Below are 17244 nucleotides of genomic sequence, written 5' to 3'. Positions count from 1 at the left end.
TGAGCGCGGCTTTCCCAACTACTGCCAGCGGCCCTCGCCGCGGCTCGATCGCAATATCATGACGTCGATGCTGGATCTGATGCCGGCGCCCGGGCTGATCTTTGCCGAATGGGACAAGCACGGCACCTGCTCCGGGCTCGGCGCCCGGGCCTATTTCGAGACCATCCGCAAGGCTCGCGCCGCCGTGAAGATTCCGCCGGAATATCTCGATCTGTCCGCCGAGAAATCCCTGGCGCCCGCCGAGATCGAGGAAGCCTTCATCAAGGTCAATCCCGGCCTCAGCGCCTCGGCGATCGCGGTGGTCTGCGGCAGGAAGCGGCTCAGCGAAGTGCGCATCTGCATGAGCAAGGACCTCCAGTTCCGCGCCTGCGAGGAGACCGACCGCCGCGCCTGCCGCCGCGACGAGGTGGTGATGCCACCGATGCGGGGGACGTAGCTCTCTCTTTCGTCATGCCCGGGCTTGACCCGGGCATCCACGTCTTCCGTCTTGTCAGCCAAGAACGTGGATGGCCGGGACAAGCCCGGCCATGACGAGTAGAAGACGGTGCGTCTTCTCCAGGCAAGGCCATCAGTCCCCCATGAATTACCGTCACGACTTTCATGCCGGCGGCTTCGCCGACGTCATCAAGCACATCGTGCTGGTGCGGATGCTCGCCCATCTGCACGAGAAGCCGGCGGCGTTTCGCGTCATCGATACCCATGCCGGCGCCGGGGTCTACGATCTGACCTCCGACGAAGCCCGCCGGGGCGGCGAATCGCTGACCGGGATCGCCCGCATCATGCAGGCCCGGTTCTCGGAAAAGACCGAGCCGCTGCTCAAACCCTATCTCGACATCATCAGGGCGTTCAATCCGCAGCGCGACCTGAAGGCCTATCCAGGATCGCCGCTGATCGCCCGGGCGCTGCTGCGGCCGCAGGATCGCCTGACCGCCTGCGAGGTCGAGCCGAAAGCCCGCAAGCGCCTGATCGAGGCACTCAGGCGCGACACCCAGGCCCGGGTGGTCGACCTCGATGGCTGGACCGCGCTGCCGGCCTTCGTGCCACCGAACGAGCGGCGCGGCCTGGTTCTGATCGATCCTCCGTTCGAGCAGAAGGACGAGTTCGAACGGCTGGCCGCAGGCTTCACCGAGGCCTTCGCGAAATGGCCGACCGGCAGCTATTTGCTGTGGTATCCGGTGAAAAGCCGGCGCGCCACCGACAGCCTGGCCCGGCACGTCGCCGAGGTGGCAGGCGCCGCCAAGCCGCCGGGAAAATGCCTGCGGCTGGAGTTCAGCGTCGCACCGCAGGCCGCATCCCCGGGCCTCGTCTCGTCAGGGCTTCTGATCGTCAACCCACCCTGGACGCTGATGGGCGAGTTGAAGGCGATCCTGCCCGAACTGGAAAAGCCGCTCGGCCAGGGCGGCGCCGGCCGGTTCAGGCTCGAAGTGCCGAGGCCCTGACTCCGCAAGCCGGCACCGGTTTGCCGCGCCGCAAAAGCACGATTTGAGCGGTAGGCAATTTGCCGGGAACCGTATTATGCTCAGTCCATTGGGACTGGCTTTACGTTCCGCTTCCGCGAATGGTAGCGGCGGAGTGACAAGGCCTCAAATAATTTCAAGACGGATCGGCGGCGCAGCCTAATCCGCAGATGGCCCTGCCTTCCGGCAGCGAATGTCCGGTCGAGCTGATACGCGCTCCAAGCGCGTAGTGGCGGTGCAGTACGGGGGAGGAGTTTCCCGATGGCCATGACTGGGATCGTCAAGTTCTTCAACGGAGAACGGGGCTATGGCTTCATCAAGCCCGATGACGGCGGTCGCGATGTGTTCGTTCACATCACCGCGGTGGAGCGGGCCGGGTTGAAGGACCTGATCGAAGGACAGCGCATCACCTTCGAAGTCGAACCGGACAAGAAGGGCAAGGGGCCCAAGGCGGTCAATCTGGTGATTTCGTAGCAGCTCCGCCAGTAGGGGCGCAGCCGCTTCACTTCTCGAGCAGAGCCCCCCACTCCCTCATCCTGATGAGCCGCGCGCCCTTCGCGCGGCGTCTCGAAGGATGGCAGCAGACAAGGTGCCCGATGGTTCGAGACGCACCATGAGGGAGTGAATGTGCTGTTTGAGAAGGGGGCAGCAGCAATGCCAACACAAAAAAATCCCGGCCGCGGGAAGCGGCCGGGAGGTTGCAGTAGATCTTTTCTTGTTCGGAAGTTTCTTGTCGTCAGAAGCGATAGTTCACGCCGGCGCGCAGCAGTCCGAACCGGTAACCGTTCGACGCTCCGGTGATGGTGAAGTTGGAATTGGCGAGATCGACATAGAGATATTCGATCTTGGCGCTGAGGTTCTGGGTGAGGCCGAATTCGGTGCCGGCGCCCACGGTCCAGCCGGCCCTGGTATGGCTTTCCGACAGCCCGAAGGTCTCACCGCGCAATTCGCCGAACGCCAGGCCGCCGGTGCCGAAGAACATGATGTTGTTGAAGGCGTAGCCGACCCGGCCGCGCACCGTGCCGAACCACGGATTGGAGAACTTCCACGGCGCGAATGTATCATTGGCGCCGGTCGCCTGGATGTCGCCCTCGGCGCCGAACACCCATGGTCCGGTCTGCCAGTTGTAACCGGCCGTTACGCCGCCGACGAAACCAGAAGGCTTGGCCGGGTTGTTGTGGACGCTTCCCCAGGCGTAACCGAGATTGGCGCCGAGATAGGGGCCGGCCCAGCTGTAGGCATTGAGCGGCTGGTTGACGGTATAGGGGGCGCGCGCGCCGTAATTGTTCATGTCGGCGGCCTGCGCCGACAGAGTCCAGCTCACGGCAGCCAGCGCCACTGCGCGCGATACAAGCTTTTTCATCGTACTCTCCCCACGCAACTGCCGTGACCCTTCCGCTTCGAGAAGCGCCCGAATTGGGGGCGCGACGCGAGGCCGCATGGTTACGGAATTCACTCGTCTTCTGATAAGATTTATCGAGAGTTTTAAGTTAAAGGGTTGTTAAGACCCGTTACCGCCCGCTCAGCATTCTTAAGAAAGTGTTACGCTGCGGTTCGCCGCGCGGATGGGCGTCGGCAGAGGCTGCGGCTGCCGTCGCGGCGCTGGCGATGCACGGTGCCAGCGCTTAAGTATTCGGCCGATGGACCACGATTCTTCCCAGACCCCCAAGGATACCCTTAAGGTTCCCGTTCCGCCGACGGAGCGCAGCGCCGTAACGCCGGCCTCCGCGCCTGCCGATCTGCCGCCGCAGGACCCGGCGCCGGAGGAGTTCGACCCCGCGACCTCAGGCGCCGAAGAGGACGACGAGGGCCTGCCGGAGCTTGCGGACGAGTCAGGCGAAGCACTGCCGGAAGGCCGGTTGGCGTCCGGCCACGCCGCGATCGAGCACGCGGTGCGCCATGCCCCGACCTCGCCCGGGGTCTACCGCATGCTCAATGCGGCCAGCGACGTGCTCTATGTCGGCAAGGCGAAGAACGTCAAGAAGCGGCTTTCTTCCTATGCAAGGGTCTCGGCGCCGCAGCCGGCGCGCATCCTGCGCATGATCGCGGCCACCGCGACCGTCGAGATCGTGTCGACCACGACCGAAACCGAGGCGCTGCTGCTGGAAGCCAACCTGATCAAGCAGCTGCGGCCGCGCTTCAACGTGCAACTGCGTGACGACAAATCGTTTCCCTATATTCTCATCACCGGCGACCATTGGGCGCCGCAAATTCTAAAGCATCGGGGCGCGCAGTCGCGCCCGGGACGATATTTCGGTCCGTTCGCCTCGGCCGGCGCGGTCGGCCGCACCATCACGGCGCTGCAGCGCGCCTTTCTGGTGCGCTCCTGCACCGACGCGTTCTTCGAAAGCCGTACCCGGCCCTGCCTGCTCTACCAGATCCGCCGCTGTTCGGGGCCGTGCACCGGCGAGATCGATTTCCCCGGCTATACCGAACTGGTGCACGAGGCGACGGACTTCCTGTCCGGCCGCAGCCGCGTGGTGAAACAACAGCTCGCCGGCGAGATGGAAAAGGCTTCCGCCGAACTCGAATTCGAGACCGCGGCGCTTTACCGCGACCGCCTCGCGGCATTGTCCGCGATCCAGTCGCAGCAGGGCATCAATCCGCGCAGCGTGGAGGAAGCCGACGTCTTCGCCATCCATCAGGAGGGCGGCTATTCCTGCATCGAGGTGTTCTTCTTCCGCACCGGGCAAAACTGGGGCAACCGCGCCTATTTCCCCCGCGCCGAGAAAACCTTTACCCCGGAAGAGGTGCTGGCCTCGTTCCTCGCCCAGTTCTACGACGACAAGCCGCCGCCGAAGCTGATCCTGCTGTCGCACGCCGTCGAGGAAAGCGAGCTGCTGGCCGATGCGCTGTCGATCAAGGCCGGCTTCAAGGTGGAAGTCACGACGCCACGGCGCGGCGAAAAGAAGGAGATGATCGCGCACGCGCTGACCAATGCGCGCGAGGCGCTGGGCCGCAAGCTGGCGGATACCGCGACCCAGAGCCGGCTGCTGCAGGGCATGGTCACCACGCTCGGCTTAGCCCATCCGCCGAAGCGGATCGAGGTCTACGACAACAGCCACATCCAGGGCACCAACGCGGTCGGCGCCATGATCGTGGCGGGGCCGGATGGCTTCATCAAGAACCAGTACCGCAAGTTCAACATCAAGTCGGAAGGCCTCACCCCCGGCGACGATTACGCGATGATGCGCGAGGTGCTCGAACGGCGTTTCAAGCGGCTGTTGAAGCCCGCGGAAGACGGCGCCGCCAAGCCGAAAGCGGACGATGATTCGTTTCCGCAATGGCCGGACCTCGTCATCATCGACGGCGGGCGCGGCCAGCTCAACGCCGTCAGGGAGATTTTCGAGGGATTTCAATTGACCGGGGTGACACTGCTGGCCGTGGCCAAGGGGCCGGACCGTGACGCCGGCCGTGAAACCCTGTTCATGCCGGACCGCGAGGCGATCAAGCTGGAGCCGCGCGACCCCGTGCTGTATTTCATCCAGCGGCTGCGCGACGAGGCGCATCGTTTCGTGATCGGTTCGCACCGCAAGCTGCGCAAAAAGGACATCCGCGAGGCCGGCCTGCAGGAAATCCCGGGCATCGGCCCGTCACGGAAACGTGCCTTGCTGCACCATTTCGGAACCTTGAAGGAGATCGAGCGGGCCTCGATCGCCGATCTCGGCAAGGTTCCAGGGGTCAGCGCCGAGAGCGCCCGCAAGATTTTCGAGTTTTTCCATGCTCAGCCGGGGTAGTTTCGCGTCACACAGGGGTCGTCTGCATCGGATCACGTGCGCCGCACGGTTGACCTTCATGCTTGGGCGGTATTGGTAAGACGGATGAACATCGCCACGACAAAGGGTTCGGGCAGGAGCTCGATGTCCCTGCCGAATATCCTGACCTACGGCCGGATCGCCGCGATTCCGGTGGTGGTAGGCTGCGTCTTCCTGCAGTCCATCATGTACTACCCGTTGTGGCTGCGCTGGGTGGCGCTGGCGGTCTTCATCGCCGCGGCCATCACCGATTATCTGGATGGCTACTATGCCCGGATCTGGGACCAGCACTCGGCGTTCGGCCGGATGCTGGATCCGATCGCCGACAAGCTGCTGGTAGCATCCTGCCTCCTGATGCTGGCGGCAGATAGCAGCATTCATGGCTGGACGCTGTGGGCCGCCATCGTGATCCTGTGCCGCGAAATCCTGGTCTCGGGCCTGCGCGAATATCTCGCTGCCCTGCGGGTCAGCGTCCCCGTCACCAAGCTGGCGAAATGGAAGACCACCATCCAGCTGGTCGCGATCGGCTTTTTGATCGCCGGTGAAGCCGGCGAGGCGATCCTGCCGCCGACCACGCTGATCGGCATCGTCCTTTTGTGGGTGTCGGCGATTTTCACGATCTATACCGGCTGGGACTATTTCCGCGCCGGCATTCATCATCTCATCAAGGAGGATGAGGGTTGAAGGTCAAGTATTTCGCCTGGGTGCGCGAACGGATCGGCAAATCAGAGGAAACGGTCGAGCCGCCGGCCAGCGTTCGCACGGTGGACGACCTGATCGCCTGGCTGGCGGGACAGGGCGAGACCTACGCCCATGCCTTCGAGACGCCACGGGTGATTCGCGCCGCGATCGACCACGCCCACGTCAAATCCGATACCGCCATCGCCGGCGCCCGCGAGATTGCCTTTTTCCCGCCGATGACCGGCGGCTGATCCAGGCATGGCCGCGAATGTCACCATCCGGATCCAGCAAGCCGATTTCGACATCGGCTGCGAGATCGCAGCGCTCACGGAAGGGCGCATCGATATCGGCGCCGTCGTGACGTTTTCCGGGATCTGCAGGGGCAGCGAGGGCGACGAGGCGATCACGGCGCTGACGCTGGAGCATTACCCCGGGATGGCGGAGGCCGAAATCGCCCGCCATACCGAGACCGCGATGTCGCGCTGGCCGCTGACGGGCTTGACCGTGATTCATCGCGTCGGCCGCATTGAGCCCGGCGAAAACATCGTGCTGGTGCTGGCGGCCTCGGCGCACCGGCAGGCGGCATTCCAGGCGGCGGAGTTCCTGATGGATTATCTGAAGGCCAATGCGCCGTTCTGGAAGCGCGAGGAAAAGCCCGAGGGAAACAGCTGGGTCGACGCGCACAGCCACGACGACGACGCCGCCGCGCGCTGGACCAAATCCTGATGGCCAAATCCTGATGGCAAAACGCGCAAAACCGGCGGCGAAGCGGCCCGCCGCGATAAAACTGCCCAGGGTCGCAGCCGGAGAACTCAAGACGCTGCTCGATTTCGTGCGCTATGCGACCAGCCGCTTCATCGAAGCCAGATTGGTGTTCGCGCATGGCACCACCGATCCGGTGGCGGAGGCCGCCTTCCTGGTCTGCGAAACGCTGCATTTGCATCCCGACCAATTCGAGACGTTCGCGATGGCGCGGGTCACGACCAACGAAGCCAAGGCCATCCTCGACGTGATCGCGCGCCGCGTCACGTCGCGCAAACCCGCCGCCTATCTCGTCAACAAGATCTACATGCGCGGCCTGCCGTTCTATGTCGACGAGCGCACCATCGTGCCGCGCTCCTTCATCGGCGAGTTGCTGGACTCCCATTTCGGCGGCGAGGATGACGAAGCCGGCGGTTCGCTGATCGAGGATCCCGCAGACGTCGAAAGCGTGCTCGACCTCTGCACCGGCTCGGGCTGTCTCGCCATCCTCGCGAGCCGGAATTTCCCCAATGCCGCGATCGACGCGGTCGACCTGTCCAAGGACGCGCTTGCCGTCGCCGCGCGCAACGTCGCCGATTACGGCCTCGAGGACCGCATCACGCTGCACCGGGGCGACCTGTTTGGGCCGCTCGAAGGCCGGCGCTTCGACCTGATCATTTCCAATCCGCCCTATGTCGACGCGCAAGGGATGGCCGACCTGCCGCGCGAATGCCGCGCCGAGCCGAAACTCGCTTTCGATGGCGGCGCCGACGGGCTCGATATCGTCAGGCGCATCCTCGACGAGGCCAAGCGCCATTTGACGCCGCAGGGCGGGCTGTTGTGTGAAATCGGCCGCTGCCGGCCGGCGCTGGAAGCCGCCTACCCGCAACTGCCGCTGCTCTGGCTCGAGACTGAGGATTCCGACGGCGAAGTGTTCTGGATCGGCGCCGCCGATTTGTGAGGCCAGACCAGGTGCCGCGCATGCCTCAATCCGCCTGATTGAGCAAATATTGCGCTGCATCGGCGTTCCCGATGCGCAGCGAAGCTGATAGCTTGCCGGTAGCTGCCCATGCCCCATAACCTTGAAGAGGCCCCCATGCTGGATAAGAGCCCACGCCCCGCCACCGTCAACGTGCCGAACGATCTCGCCGCGCACTGGATGCCGTTCACCGCCAACCGGGCGTTCAAGAAGAACCCGCGGATGCTCGCCGGCGCCAAGGACATGCACTATCTCACGGTCGACGGCCGCAAGATCATCGACGGCGCCGCCGGTATGTGGTGCTGCAATGCCGGCCACGGCCGCCCGCAGATTGCCGAGGCGATCGGCAAGATGTCCGCGACGCTGGACTACGCCCCGCCGTTCCAGTTCGGCATTCCGCAGGCCTTCGAACTCGCCACGCGCATCGCCGATCTGGCGCCCGATGGCCTCGATCACGTGTTCTTCTGCAACTCCGGCTCGGAGGCTGCCGATACCGCGCTGAAAATCGCGCTGGCCTATCACCAGACCAACGGCCAGGGCGGCCGCGTCAGGCTGATCGGCCGCGAGCGCGGCTATCACGGCGTCGGCTTCGGCGGCACGTCCGTCGGCGGCATTGTCGGCAACCGCAAGATCTACGGCTCGCTGCTGACGGGCGTCGATCATATTTCCCACACCTATGACCGCGAGAAGCAGGCCTTCAGCAAGGGCGAGCCGGAATATGGCGCACATCTCGCCGACGATGTGGAGCGACTGGTCAACCTGCACGGCGCCAACACCATCGCCGCCGTGATCGTCGAGCCGATGGCCGGATCGACCGGCGTGCTGCCGGCGCCGAAGGGCTATCTGAAGCGGCTGCGCGAGGTCACCCAGAAGCACGGCATCCTGCTGATTTTCGACGAGGTCATCACCGGCTACGGCCGGCTCGGCTTCGCCTTTGCAGCCGAACGCTACGGCGTGCTGCCGGACATGCTGACATTTGCAAAAGGCATCACCAATGGCGCCGCGCCGATGGGCGGCGTGCTGGTGCGCGACACCATCCACGACGCCTTCATGAACGGGCCGGAGCATGTCGTCGAACTGACCCATGGCTACACCTATTCGGCGCACCCGATCTCCTGCGCCGCGGCGCTGGCGACGCTCGATATCTACCGCGAGGAGAAGCTTTTCGAGCGCGCGAAAATGCTCGAGCCGAAACTCGCCGACGCCGTGATGTCGCTGAAGAACGAACCCAATGTAGTGGATATCCGCTGCGTCGGCCTGACCGCGGCCGTCGACCTCTCCTCCCTCCCCGACCTGCCCGGCAAGCGCGGCTTCGACGGACTGAACAGCGCGTTCCACGACAACGACCTGATGATACGGGTGGCCGGCGACACGCTGGTGCTGACGCCGCCCTTGATCATCACCGAGGACCAGATCGGCGAGATCGTCGACAAGGTCGCCAAGGTGATCCGCGCGGTGGCGTAAGGTCACTCTCGTGTCCCGGACGCGGTGCAGCGCTTCTTCAACGGTGCGCCGCAGAGTCGGGACCCATTTCGATACGCGGCAGGCCCTGCGCCATGGGTCCCGGTTCTGCGGAGCGGCGTTCCACGCCGCACCGCGCCCGGGACACGTAGCGGCCACACGGAACCTTCAAAACCTCTCCACGTTCATCTCACGGCAGGGCGATCGGCGTCGCTGCGGTGGAGGAACGACGGATATGCTCGCGCTCTCGAGCGGATTGCTGCGCACCGGACTGGCGCTGAAACTGAACCAGGTCAAACGGGCGACGCGGTCCTATCTTCGTGACCGGACCGACCAGGCCACCGGCACCGCCACCTCCTACGCCGTTGCGGCCGGGATGTTCGCCACCGCCGGCATTTTTCTGATCGCCGCGATTCTTGTTGGGGCGACCGCCCTGTTTCGCTGGATTGAAATCAATTACGGGCTGTTTCCGGCGTTCGGCGCCACCGGCGGCCTGCTGGTGGCCATCGCGGCGATCTGCGCGGGAGTGGCGGCCCGCCGGCTGAAACGCCCGGCGCCGCAATTCCCGTCGCTGGCGAGCCGCCTGCGCGTCGCCATCAACGCCAATCCGATCAAACCGGCCAGGGTCGAGACCGCGACCGATACCGCGACGGCGATCCTGCGCGAGCCCGCTACGCCTGTGGGCGGCGCGCGCCTCCCACCGCGGACATCCCGCCCCGGGCCGGTCGTGGACAGCAGAAAGATGCAGGCCGGCCTGCTGCTGGCGGCTACATTGTTGGGCTGGGCGGCCGTGCGGCGGCAGCAGGCACGACGAACGGCGCCCTGATGTCCGCCCGGCGCACCGAGGCGGCCGACAACCTGCTTCTGGTCGCGGCCACGGCGATTTTCGTTCTCACCGCACAGCGCTATCTTCAAACCATCACCGCACCGGAGCCGGCTCGCGAACCGGAAATCGCGCCTGCCCATCGCTTCGCGCCTGAAATCGCGCAGCCCGGACGCGGCCGGCTTTCCAGCCATCCCTTCCAGATTCCCCTCGCCGGCTGGAAGGATATCCTGTGGCGCACCTGGCAGCAGATCAACGATGACCGCCTGCTCGCCACCGCCGCCGGCGTCGTGTTCTTCGGCCTGCTCGCGGTGTTTCCGGCCATCACGGCGCTGGTATCATCCTATGGGCTGTTCGCGGATGCCTCCACCATCGGCGCCAATCTGCAGACGATGGCTGTGATGCTGCCGCAGGGTTCGTTCCAGATCGTGCAGGACCAGATCGCGCGCGTGCTTGCCAAGGGTGAGACCGCGCTCGGCGCAACCTTCGTGTTCGGCCTCGGGCTCGCGATCTGGAGCGCCAACGCCGGCGTCAAGGCCGTGATCGAAGCGTTGAATGTGGTCTATGGCGAGCGCGAGAAGCGCGGATTCTTCAGGCTGAACTTGCTGTCGCTGGCATTCACCACAGGCGCGATCATGGCGCTGATGCTGATGGTGAGCGCGGTGGTGGCGCTGCCGCTGGCGCTCGATCATCTCGGTCTCGCGCAGGAGAGCAAGACCATCGTCAGCCTGGTGCGATGGCCCGTGATGTTCGCGATGCTGGTGGCGGCGCTCGGTGTGCTCTACCGGTTCGGGCCGAGCCGGCGGGCGGCGCGATGGGAATGGCTCAGCGTCGGCACGCTGGCCGCTGCCCTGCTCTGGATCGGCGGCTCCGCGCTGCTGTCGTGGTATCTGTCGAACTTCGGCAATTACGACGCCACCTACGGCTCGCTCGGCGCCGCCATCGGCCTGATGATGTGGATGTGGATGTCGGCCATCATCGTGCTGTGCGGTGCCGAACTGAACTCGGAAATCGAGCACCAGACGGCACGGGATTCGACGGTCGGGCGGCCCAGGCCGCTCGGCGCCCGCGGCGCCGTGATGGCGGATACGGTGGGACCGGCGGTTCCGGCCGGATCGGAAGAACACTAGCTCGTCGAATCAACATTGATGCTAAGCTCGTAGCGCCTGGAGGAGCGCACGACACGACCGATGGCTGCGGCTTTCGCGTTTCCACCGGGCAGGAGCAGTCTGGACTCGAGGGCGTTGCGCGCGACATGATTCGCATATCCACGGTTTTCATCGCCATCTGCATGGTGCTGGTCGCGGCCTCGCTCGGCCTGATTCTTTATTCGGTGCTGGGCATCAGCGGTTCGGAATCCGCGATCGTGGCGCTCACCGCGCTGACCTTCCTGATCCTCTACACCGCCGTGTCGATGCGCCTGCGCGACCGCACCGATGTCGGCGGCCAGATCGCGGATCTGTCGCGCGGCACCGCCGACCTCGCCCGCCAGGTTGCCGAATTCGGGCGCCGCCTCGCCGCCGTCGAGGGCCGGGTGGTGTCGGCCAATTCGACCGGCGCCGACCGCATCCAGACCGTGATCGGCGAGATCAACGAGCTCGGCGTGCTGGTCAAGCAGCTCGCAAGCTCGGTCGCCAGCCACGACGACATGCTGGCCGCGGGCGCCGCTGCCCCGCCGCCTCAGCCTGCGAGCCCGCCGGAGCGCGAAGCGCCGAGCGAACTGCCCGATGTCGCCGAAGAGACAACCAGCGCGCCCGCGCCCGCCAGGGCGGCGCCGGTCACGGCAGCGCCGGTCACAGCAGCGCCTGCCGCAGCAGCACCTGCCATCACAGAGACCACGCCATCGCGCAGCCACGCGCACATCCTCAACGCCGTGAAGGGCGCGGTCGAGGAAAACCGCATCGATATCTATCTGCAGCCGATGGTGACCCTGCCGCAGCGCAAGGTGCGCTTCTACGAGGCGGTGACACGGTTGCGCGACGACAAGGACGAGGTTCTCGCCGCCGAGGATTTCATCGGGGTCGCCGAAGCCGCCGGGCTGATCGGGCGGATCGATCACATGGTGATGCTGCGCTGCGTGCAGGTGCTGCGCCGCCTGATGGTGCGCAACAAGGACGTCGGGATCTTCTGCAACGTCGCCGCGGCGACGCTCGGCAATCCCACCACCTTCGCGCAATGCCTCGATTTCCTCGAAGCCAACCGGGCGCTGGCGCCGTCCTTCGTGCTCGAATTCAAGCAGGCGACGTTTCGCAACCTCGGCCCGGTCGAGACCGAGCATCTCGCCGCATTGGCGCAGCGCGGTTACCGTTTCTCGATCGACCACGTCACCGATCTCAGGATCGAGCCGCGCGAACTGGCCGATCGCGGCGTCCGCTACATCAAGGTCCCCGCCGCTTTGCTGCTCGACCAGCGCTCGGGTTCCACCTCCGACATTCACCCCTCGGACCTTTCCGATCTGCTCGGCCGCTTCGGCATCGACCTGATCGCCGAACGGATCGAAGGCGAACGTGCGGTGGTCGACCTGCTCGATTACGACGTGCGGTTCGGGCAGGGATTTCTGTTTGCACCCCCCCGGCCGTTGCGGCCCGAGGGAGCATCTGCTACCGGCGGGGCGCCTCCGAACAACGCGCAGGAACCCAATGGCCCCCCCAAGACGGCTCCCCTCCCTGGTCCGGCCATCGAGCCCCCGGCGCGGACGACCGGCAACGCCGCGCTGGCGCGGCGCGCCGCTGGGCCGGGCTGACCGGTTGTCGCGGCCATGACCGGACTGCGCTTTGCCGAGCGGCTGCGCGACCTCGTCCCCGGCGTCGAAGTCGTGCTCTCCGACATCTGGGGCGTGGTTCACAACGGCCTGGTAGCCTTCCCCGAAGCCTGTGAGGCGCTGCACACTTTCCGCGCCCAGGGCGGCACGGTGATCCTCATCACCAACGCACCACGGCCTGCCGATTCGGTGCAGCGGCAATTACGCAAATTAGGCGTCGCCGACGAGACCTATGACGCCATCGTCAGTTCGGGCGACCTGACCCGGCATTTCGTCGCCGACCATGCGGCCAAGAAAATGTTCTGGCTCGGCCCCGAGCGCGACAATTCGATCTATCGCGGCCTCGATCCGATGCTCGCGCCGCTGGAAGACGCCGATTACATCGTCTGCACCGGCCTGTTCGACGACGAAACCGAATCGGCCGAGGATTATCGCGGCATGATGCTGAAGGCGCGGGAGCGCCAGTTGACGCTGGTCTGTGCCAATCCGGACATCGTGGTCGAGCGCGGCGACCGCCTGATCTACTGCGCCGGCGCGATCGCCGAGCTCTATCGCGAACTCGGCGGCGAGGTGATCTTCTACGGCAAGCCGCACCGGCCGATCTATGAGCGCGCCATGGCGCTCGCGGCGGAACGCCAGAGCCACCCCATCCAGCTCAACCGCGTGCTTGCGATCGGCGATTCCGTGCGGACCGACCTGACCGGCGCGCATGCCTTCGGCATAGACTGCCTGTTCCTGACCCGTGGCATCCACTCCGAAGAGTTCGAGGGCATCGATCAGCTCGACCCCGCCTCGGTAAAGGAGCTGTTCGGCCGTCCGCCCAAGGCGCTGATGCGGGAGTTGAGGTGGTAGGTTCTGGCCGTCGTCCCGGCGAACGCCGGGACCCATACCGCGTGATCTATCGTTTGCGCGATATGGCAGTAGCCAGCTTCACAATTGACGCCCGGGATTATGGGTCCCTGCGTTCGCAGGGACGACACCGTCGGTGCGTTTGCGATGCGCGCTTACGCGCTCGCCATATCCGGGAACACCGCCTCGATCTTGGTCTTCAGCGTGGCGGCGTTGAACGGCTTGACGATGTAATTGTTGACGCCGGCCTTCTTGGCGGCGATCACGTTTTCGGTCTTGGATTCCGCCGTGATCATGATGAACGGCGTGGTGGCGAGATTGGGGTCGGCGCGAACTTCGCGGAGCAGGTCGTAGCCGGTCATCGGCTCCATGTTCCAGTCGGAGATCACCAGCCCGTATTTCTTGACGCGCATCTTGTTCAGCGCCGCCGAGCCGTCGCTGGCGTCATCGATATTGTCGAAGCCAAGCTGCTTCAGGAGATTTCGGATGATCCGGATCATGGTGTTGTAGTCATCCACCACCAGAACCGACATCGACAAATCAACCGCCATCTTGACTCCCCCGCAACGCTACAAACCACACGGGCCTGCGCCAGGCCAAAAAGCCCCGCATTCCGCTCCCACCAGTACCACCAGCCTTTAAACAGCCCGTTAACCGACCTTGGCGGGAAACATGGCGAAAGCACCCGTTCTACGGCCGGTTGCGCCCGGCTTGACTTCATCGCGGCCGCCACGTCACGGTCCCGCGCCTGCTGACCTCGCCCGGAAGAATCCTGCAAAATGACGCCTGGCTTTACCGTTATTCGCGACACCACGCCCGCAGCCTCCATCCCCAAGGGGGCGGTGGTGGCGATGGGCAATTTCGACGGCGTCCATCTCGGCCACCGCGCGGTGATCGCTGCCGCGCTGCAGATGGGCCGCGCCCATGGCCGGCCGGCGCTGGCGGTGACCTTCGAGCCCCACCCCAAAAGCTTCTTCAGCCCGAACACCCCCCAGTTCCGGCTCACCGACGAGGCCAGCAAATTGAGATTGCTGGCCGGGACCGGGCTTTCCGGCGCCGTGGTGATGACCTTCGACAGGGGCCGCGCCGGGACCACGGCGCAGGATTTCATTCACCATGACCTGATCGAACGGCTCGGCATCAGCGGGATCGCGGTCGGCTACGACTTTCATTTCGGCAAGGGCCGCGTGGGCTCGCCGAGCCTGCTGGTCAGCGAAGCGCCCCGACTCGGCATCGAGGTCGACGTCCAGGCCCATATCGATATCGACGAACGGCCGGTGTCCTCCTCGGCGATCCGGATGGCGCTCGCGGAGGGGCAGATCGACGACGCCACCGCGATGCTCGGCGGCCCGTGGTTCGTGGCGGGCACCGTGATCCATGGCGAGAAGCGCGGCCGCGATCTCGGCTATCCCACCGCCAATATCCGGCTCGACAAGAATTGCGGTCTCAAACACGGCATCTATGCGGTGCGGGTCGGCCGCGGAACTGATCGCCTCGACGGCGTCGCCAGCTTTGGCCGCCGCCCGACCTTCGACAATGGCGCGCCGCTGCTGGAAGTGTTCCTGTTCGACTTCAAGGGCGACCTCTATGGCGCGTCGCTCGATGTCGCCTTCATCGCCTTCATCCGCGAGGAAGTGAAGTTCGACGGCATCGAGGCGCTGGTGCGCCAGATGGACGACGACTCGGCCCGCGCCCGCGCGGCGCTGGCGGCGGCGCCGGATGCGTTTCCGAAGCTCGGGGCGGTCGGATGAGCAAGACCGAAAAGCAAAAGATGCCGGCGGGCGGAATCGAGCCGGGCCAGACCGTTACGGGCAATCCGGCCCGCCCGCATCCCCCGCGCCCCTGATCGGAAGACTGGCGGCCGGAATAGGCTTGGGCTTCCCTTGGGCTTTGCGATTTTCCCTTCCGGCTGCTATGGAAAGCCCCATGTTTGCGCGGCGCACCATCCCCATTAGCGGCCCGGCTTCCGCCTGAGCGATCTGCTCGGCGCAAGACCGGGACCCTTATCCATTCATCCGCGATGAATCGCGTTTCAGCGCCCCTTGAGCCAAACCAGAGCATTCATGTCCGAGAAGCCGCAAAAGTCCGACGTTACCGATTATTCCAGGACCCTGTTCCTGCCGCAGACGGAATTTCCGATGCGCGCCGGCCTGCCGCAGCGCGAGCCGGAAATCCTCAAGCGCTGGAACGAGATCGGCCTCTACGGCAGACTGCGCGAGAGCGCCGCCGGCCGGCCCAAATTCGTCCTGCATGACGGCCCACCCTACGCCAACGGCAACATCCATATCGGCCACTCCCTCAACAAGATCCTCAAGGACGTGGTGACCAAGAGCCAGCAAATGCTCGGCTTCGATTCCAATTACGTGCCGGGCTGGGACTGCCACGGCCTGCCGATCGAATGGAAGATCGAGGAAGAAAACTACCGCTCCAAGGGCAAGCAGAAGCCGGACTTCAGGGATTCAACCGCGATGGTGGCGTTCCGCAAGGAATGCCGCGCCTATGCCACGCACTGGCTCAACGTGCAGCGCGAGGAATTCAAGCGGCTCGGCATCATCGGCGACTGGGATCACCCCTACGCCACGATGGACTTTGCCGCCGAAGCGCAGATCGCACGCGAGCTGATGAAGTTCGCCGCCAACGGCCTGCTGTATCGCGGCTCCAAGCCGGTGATGTGGAGCGTGGTGGAAAAGACCGCGCTGGCGGAAGCCGAAATCGAATACGAGGACTACACCAGCGATACCGTGTGGGTGAAGTTTCCGGTCACCTCGCCGGTACATGGCGTGCTGGCCACTGCCAGCGTCGTGATCTGGACCACCACGCCCTGGACGCTTCCCGGCAACCGCGCCATCAGCTTCTCGCCGAAAATTTCCTACGGCCTCTTTGAGGTCACCGATGCGCCCGGCGACAACTGGGCCAGGAACGGCGACCTGCTGATCCTGGCGGATGCGCTGGCGGAAGGCGTGTTCAAGCAGGCGCGTGTCACCGCCTACAAGAAGCTGCGCGACTTGCCGGCCGACACGCTCGACGCGGTGGAATGCGCCCATCCGCTGAAGGGCGTCAGCGGCGGCTACGAATTCGTCGTGCCGCTTCTGCCCGGCGACCACGTCACCGACGACACCGGCACCGGCTTCGTTCATACCGCGCCCGGCCATGGCCGCGAGGATTTCGAGGTCTGGATGGCCAATGGGCGCGATCTGGCGGCGCGCGGCATCAGCACGACCATCCCCTACACCGTCGATGAGAACGGCGCCTTCACCGATCACGCGCCGGGTTTTACGGGCAAACGCGTCATCAACGACAAGGGCGAAAAGGGCGACGCCAACGAGGCGGTGATCAAGGTGCTGGTCGAGCGCGGCATGCTGCTGGCGCGCGGCCGGCTCAAGCATCAATACCCGCATTCCTGGCGCTCGAAGAAGCCGGTGATCTTCCGCAACACGCCGCAATGGTTCATCGCGATGGACCAGAATATCGTCGAGGACGGCAAGGGAAAACCGGGCGACACGTTGCGCGCCCGCGCGCAACACGCCATCTCGGTCGCCCAATGGGTGCCGCCGTCGGGCCAGAACCGCATCAACGGCATGGTCAACTCAAAGCCCGACTGGGTGATCTCGCGCCAGCGCGCCTGGGGCGTGCCGATCGCGGTGTTCGTGCGCGAGAAGGGCGACGGGACAGCCGAAATCCTGCAGGACGAAATCGTCAATCAGCGCATCGCCGAAGCCTTCATGGAAGAAGGCGCC

At 65.1% G+C, this 17244-nt stretch carries 16 protein-coding genes and 1 pseudogene; 15 read left to right on the top strand and 2 right to left on the bottom strand.

Annotated elements, in window-relative coordinates:
* The 3 genes and pseudogenes from Q7U29_RS14015 to Q7U29_RS14005 form a co-directional block, all read left to right on the top strand.
* Positions 1-436, top strand: a pseudogene (locus Q7U29_RS14015) (ribonuclease T2); the annotation flags it as partial.
* 142 nt (positions 437-578) lie between these two features.
* Positions 579-1439, top strand: coding sequence for a 23S rRNA (adenine(2030)-N(6))-methyltransferase RlmJ (locus Q7U29_RS14010; protein ID WP_304742376.1), 861 nt, complete (start codon positions 579-581; stop codon positions 1437-1439).
* A gap of 279 nt (positions 1440-1718) precedes the next feature.
* Positions 1719-1931, top strand: coding sequence for a cold-shock protein (locus Q7U29_RS14005; RefSeq protein ID WP_304742374.1), 213 nt, complete (start codon positions 1719-1721; stop codon positions 1929-1931).
* Between the two features lie 262 nt (positions 1932-2193).
* On the opposite strand, the gene Q7U29_RS14000 is transcribed toward Q7U29_RS14005, so the two are convergent.
* Positions 2194-2820 carry an outer membrane protein gene (locus tag Q7U29_RS14000; protein WP_304742373.1) on the bottom strand — a complete coding sequence of 209 codons (627 nt, stop codon included), beginning with the start codon at positions 2818-2820 and terminating at the stop codon, positions 2194-2196.
* A 277-nt stretch (positions 2821-3097) separates the two neighbouring features.
* On the opposite strand from Q7U29_RS14000, the gene uvrC reads away from it, so the two are divergent.
* The 10 genes from uvrC to Q7U29_RS13950 all read left to right on the top strand — a co-directional run bounded on the left by uvrC (position 3098) and on the right by Q7U29_RS13950 (position 13510).
* On the top strand, positions 3098-5194 hold the full coding sequence (gene uvrC / locus Q7U29_RS13995; protein WP_304742371.1) for an excinuclease ABC subunit UvrC: 2097 nt from the start codon (positions 3098-3100) through the stop codon (positions 5192-5194).
* A gap of 84 nt (positions 5195-5278) precedes the next feature.
* The gene (gene pgsA, locus Q7U29_RS13990) at positions 5279-5896 is read left to right on the top strand and encodes a CDP-diacylglycerol--glycerol-3-phosphate 3-phosphatidyltransferase (protein ID WP_304742369.1); all 618 of its coding nucleotides are present in this window, start codon (positions 5279-5281) and stop codon (positions 5894-5896) included.
* Positions 5893-6144, top strand: a complete 252-nt coding sequence (gene moaD, locus Q7U29_RS13985) for a molybdopterin converting factor subunit 1 (RefSeq protein ID WP_304742367.1) — start codon at positions 5893-5895, stop codon at positions 6142-6144. The genes pgsA and moaD overlap by 4 nt, the downstream gene beginning before the upstream one ends.
* Before the next feature lie 7 nt (positions 6145-6151).
* A complete protein-coding gene (locus tag Q7U29_RS13980) occupies positions 6152-6619 on the top strand; it encodes a molybdenum cofactor biosynthesis protein MoaE (protein WP_304742365.1) in 468 nt (155 codons plus the stop codon).
* 13 nt (positions 6620-6632) lie between these two features.
* Positions 6633-7595, top strand: coding sequence for a 50S ribosomal protein L3 N(5)-glutamine methyltransferase (prmB, locus tag Q7U29_RS13975; RefSeq protein ID WP_304742363.1), 963 nt, complete (start codon positions 6633-6635; stop codon positions 7593-7595).
* Between the two features lie 135 nt (positions 7596-7730).
* A complete protein-coding gene (locus Q7U29_RS13970) occupies positions 7731-9077 on the top strand; it encodes an aspartate aminotransferase family protein (protein WP_304742361.1) in 1347 nt (448 codons plus the stop codon).
* 232 nt (positions 9078-9309) lie between these two features.
* The gene (locus Q7U29_RS13965) at positions 9310-9900 is read left to right on the top strand and encodes a phage holin family protein (protein WP_304742359.1); all 591 of its coding nucleotides are present in this window, start codon (positions 9310-9312) and stop codon (positions 9898-9900) included.
* Positions 9900-11027 (top strand): YihY/virulence factor BrkB family protein, encoded by a 1128-nt coding sequence (locus Q7U29_RS13960; protein ID WP_304742358.1) that lies wholly within the window; start codon positions 9900-9902, stop codon positions 11025-11027. The genes Q7U29_RS13965 and Q7U29_RS13960 overlap by 1 nt, the downstream gene beginning before the upstream one ends.
* 125 nt (positions 11028-11152) lie before the next feature.
* Positions 11153-12640: an EAL domain-containing protein gene (locus tag Q7U29_RS13955; RefSeq protein WP_304742356.1), complete on the top strand. Its 1488-nt coding sequence runs from the start codon at positions 11153-11155 to the stop codon at positions 12638-12640.
* 15 nt (positions 12641-12655) lie between these two features.
* A complete protein-coding gene (locus Q7U29_RS13950) occupies positions 12656-13510 on the top strand; it encodes a TIGR01459 family HAD-type hydrolase (RefSeq protein ID WP_304742354.1) in 855 nt (284 codons plus the stop codon).
* Between the two features lie 152 nt (positions 13511-13662).
* Here Q7U29_RS13950 and Q7U29_RS13945 read toward each other — a convergent pair whose 3' ends face one another.
* Positions 13663-14058, bottom strand: coding sequence for a response regulator (locus Q7U29_RS13945; protein ID WP_304742352.1), 396 nt, complete (start codon positions 14056-14058; stop codon positions 13663-13665).
* A 228-nt stretch (positions 14059-14286) separates the two neighbouring features.
* Here Q7U29_RS13945 and Q7U29_RS13940 point away from each other — a divergent pair, with 228 nt between their 5' ends.
* Entirely contained in the window at positions 14287-15258 is a 972-nt protein-coding gene (locus tag Q7U29_RS13940; RefSeq protein WP_304742350.1) for a bifunctional riboflavin kinase/FAD synthetase, read from the top strand.
* A 312-nt stretch (positions 15259-15570) separates the two neighbouring features.
* Positions 15571-17244 (top strand): isoleucine--tRNA ligase (locus Q7U29_RS13935; RefSeq protein ID WP_304742348.1); only part of this gene is annotated, 1674 nt, incomplete at its 3' end.

This window comes from Bradyrhizobium sp., from assembly GCF_030654605.1.
Taxonomy (GTDB): Bacteria; Pseudomonadota; Alphaproteobacteria; order Rhizobiales; family Xanthobacteraceae; genus Bradyrhizobium.
The sequence above is the reverse complement of the archived record's forward strand: the minus strand, read 5'-3'. Positions and strand labels throughout refer to the sequence as shown.

Coding starts and splice junctions, on each gene's coding strand:
- Q7U29_RS13960 (WP_304742358.1), top strand. CDS start 9,900: ATGTCCGCCCGGCGCACCGAGGCGGCCGACAACCTGCTTCTGGTCGCG.
- Q7U29_RS14010 (WP_304742376.1), top strand. CDS start 579: ATGAATTACCGTCACGACTTTCATGCCGGCGGCTTCGCCGACGTCATC.
- Q7U29_RS13955 (WP_304742356.1), top strand. CDS start 11,153: ATGATTCGCATATCCACGGTTTTCATCGCCATCTGCATGGTGCTGGTC.
- Q7U29_RS13980 (WP_304742365.1), top strand. CDS start 6,152: ATGGCCGCGAATGTCACCATCCGGATCCAGCAAGCCGATTTCGACATC.
- Q7U29_RS13970 (WP_304742361.1), top strand. CDS start 7,731: ATGCTGGATAAGAGCCCACGCCCCGCCACCGTCAACGTGCCGAACGAT.
- pgsA (WP_304742369.1), top strand. CDS start 5,279: ATGAACATCGCCACGACAAAGGGTTCGGGCAGGAGCTCGATGTCCCTG.
- Q7U29_RS13950 (WP_304742354.1), top strand. CDS start 12,656: ATGACCGGACTGCGCTTTGCCGAGCGGCTGCGCGACCTCGTCCCCGGC.
- Q7U29_RS13945 (WP_304742352.1), bottom strand. CDS start 14,058: ATGGCGGTTGATTTGTCGATGTCGGTTCTGGTGGTGGATGACTACAAC.
- Q7U29_RS14005 (WP_304742374.1), top strand. CDS start 1,719: ATGGCCATGACTGGGATCGTCAAGTTCTTCAACGGAGAACGGGGCTAT.
- Q7U29_RS13940 (WP_304742350.1), top strand. CDS start 14,287: ATGACGCCTGGCTTTACCGTTATTCGCGACACCACGCCCGCAGCCTCC.
- uvrC (WP_304742371.1), top strand. CDS start 3,098: ATGGACCACGATTCTTCCCAGACCCCCAAGGATACCCTTAAGGTTCCC.
- Q7U29_RS13965 (WP_304742359.1), top strand. CDS start 9,310: ATGCTCGCGCTCTCGAGCGGATTGCTGCGCACCGGACTGGCGCTGAAA.
- prmB (WP_304742363.1), top strand. CDS start 6,633: ATGGCAAAACGCGCAAAACCGGCGGCGAAGCGGCCCGCCGCGATAAAA.
- Q7U29_RS14000 (WP_304742373.1), bottom strand. CDS start 2,820: ATGAAAAAGCTTGTATCGCGCGCAGTGGCGCTGGCTGCCGTGAGCTGG.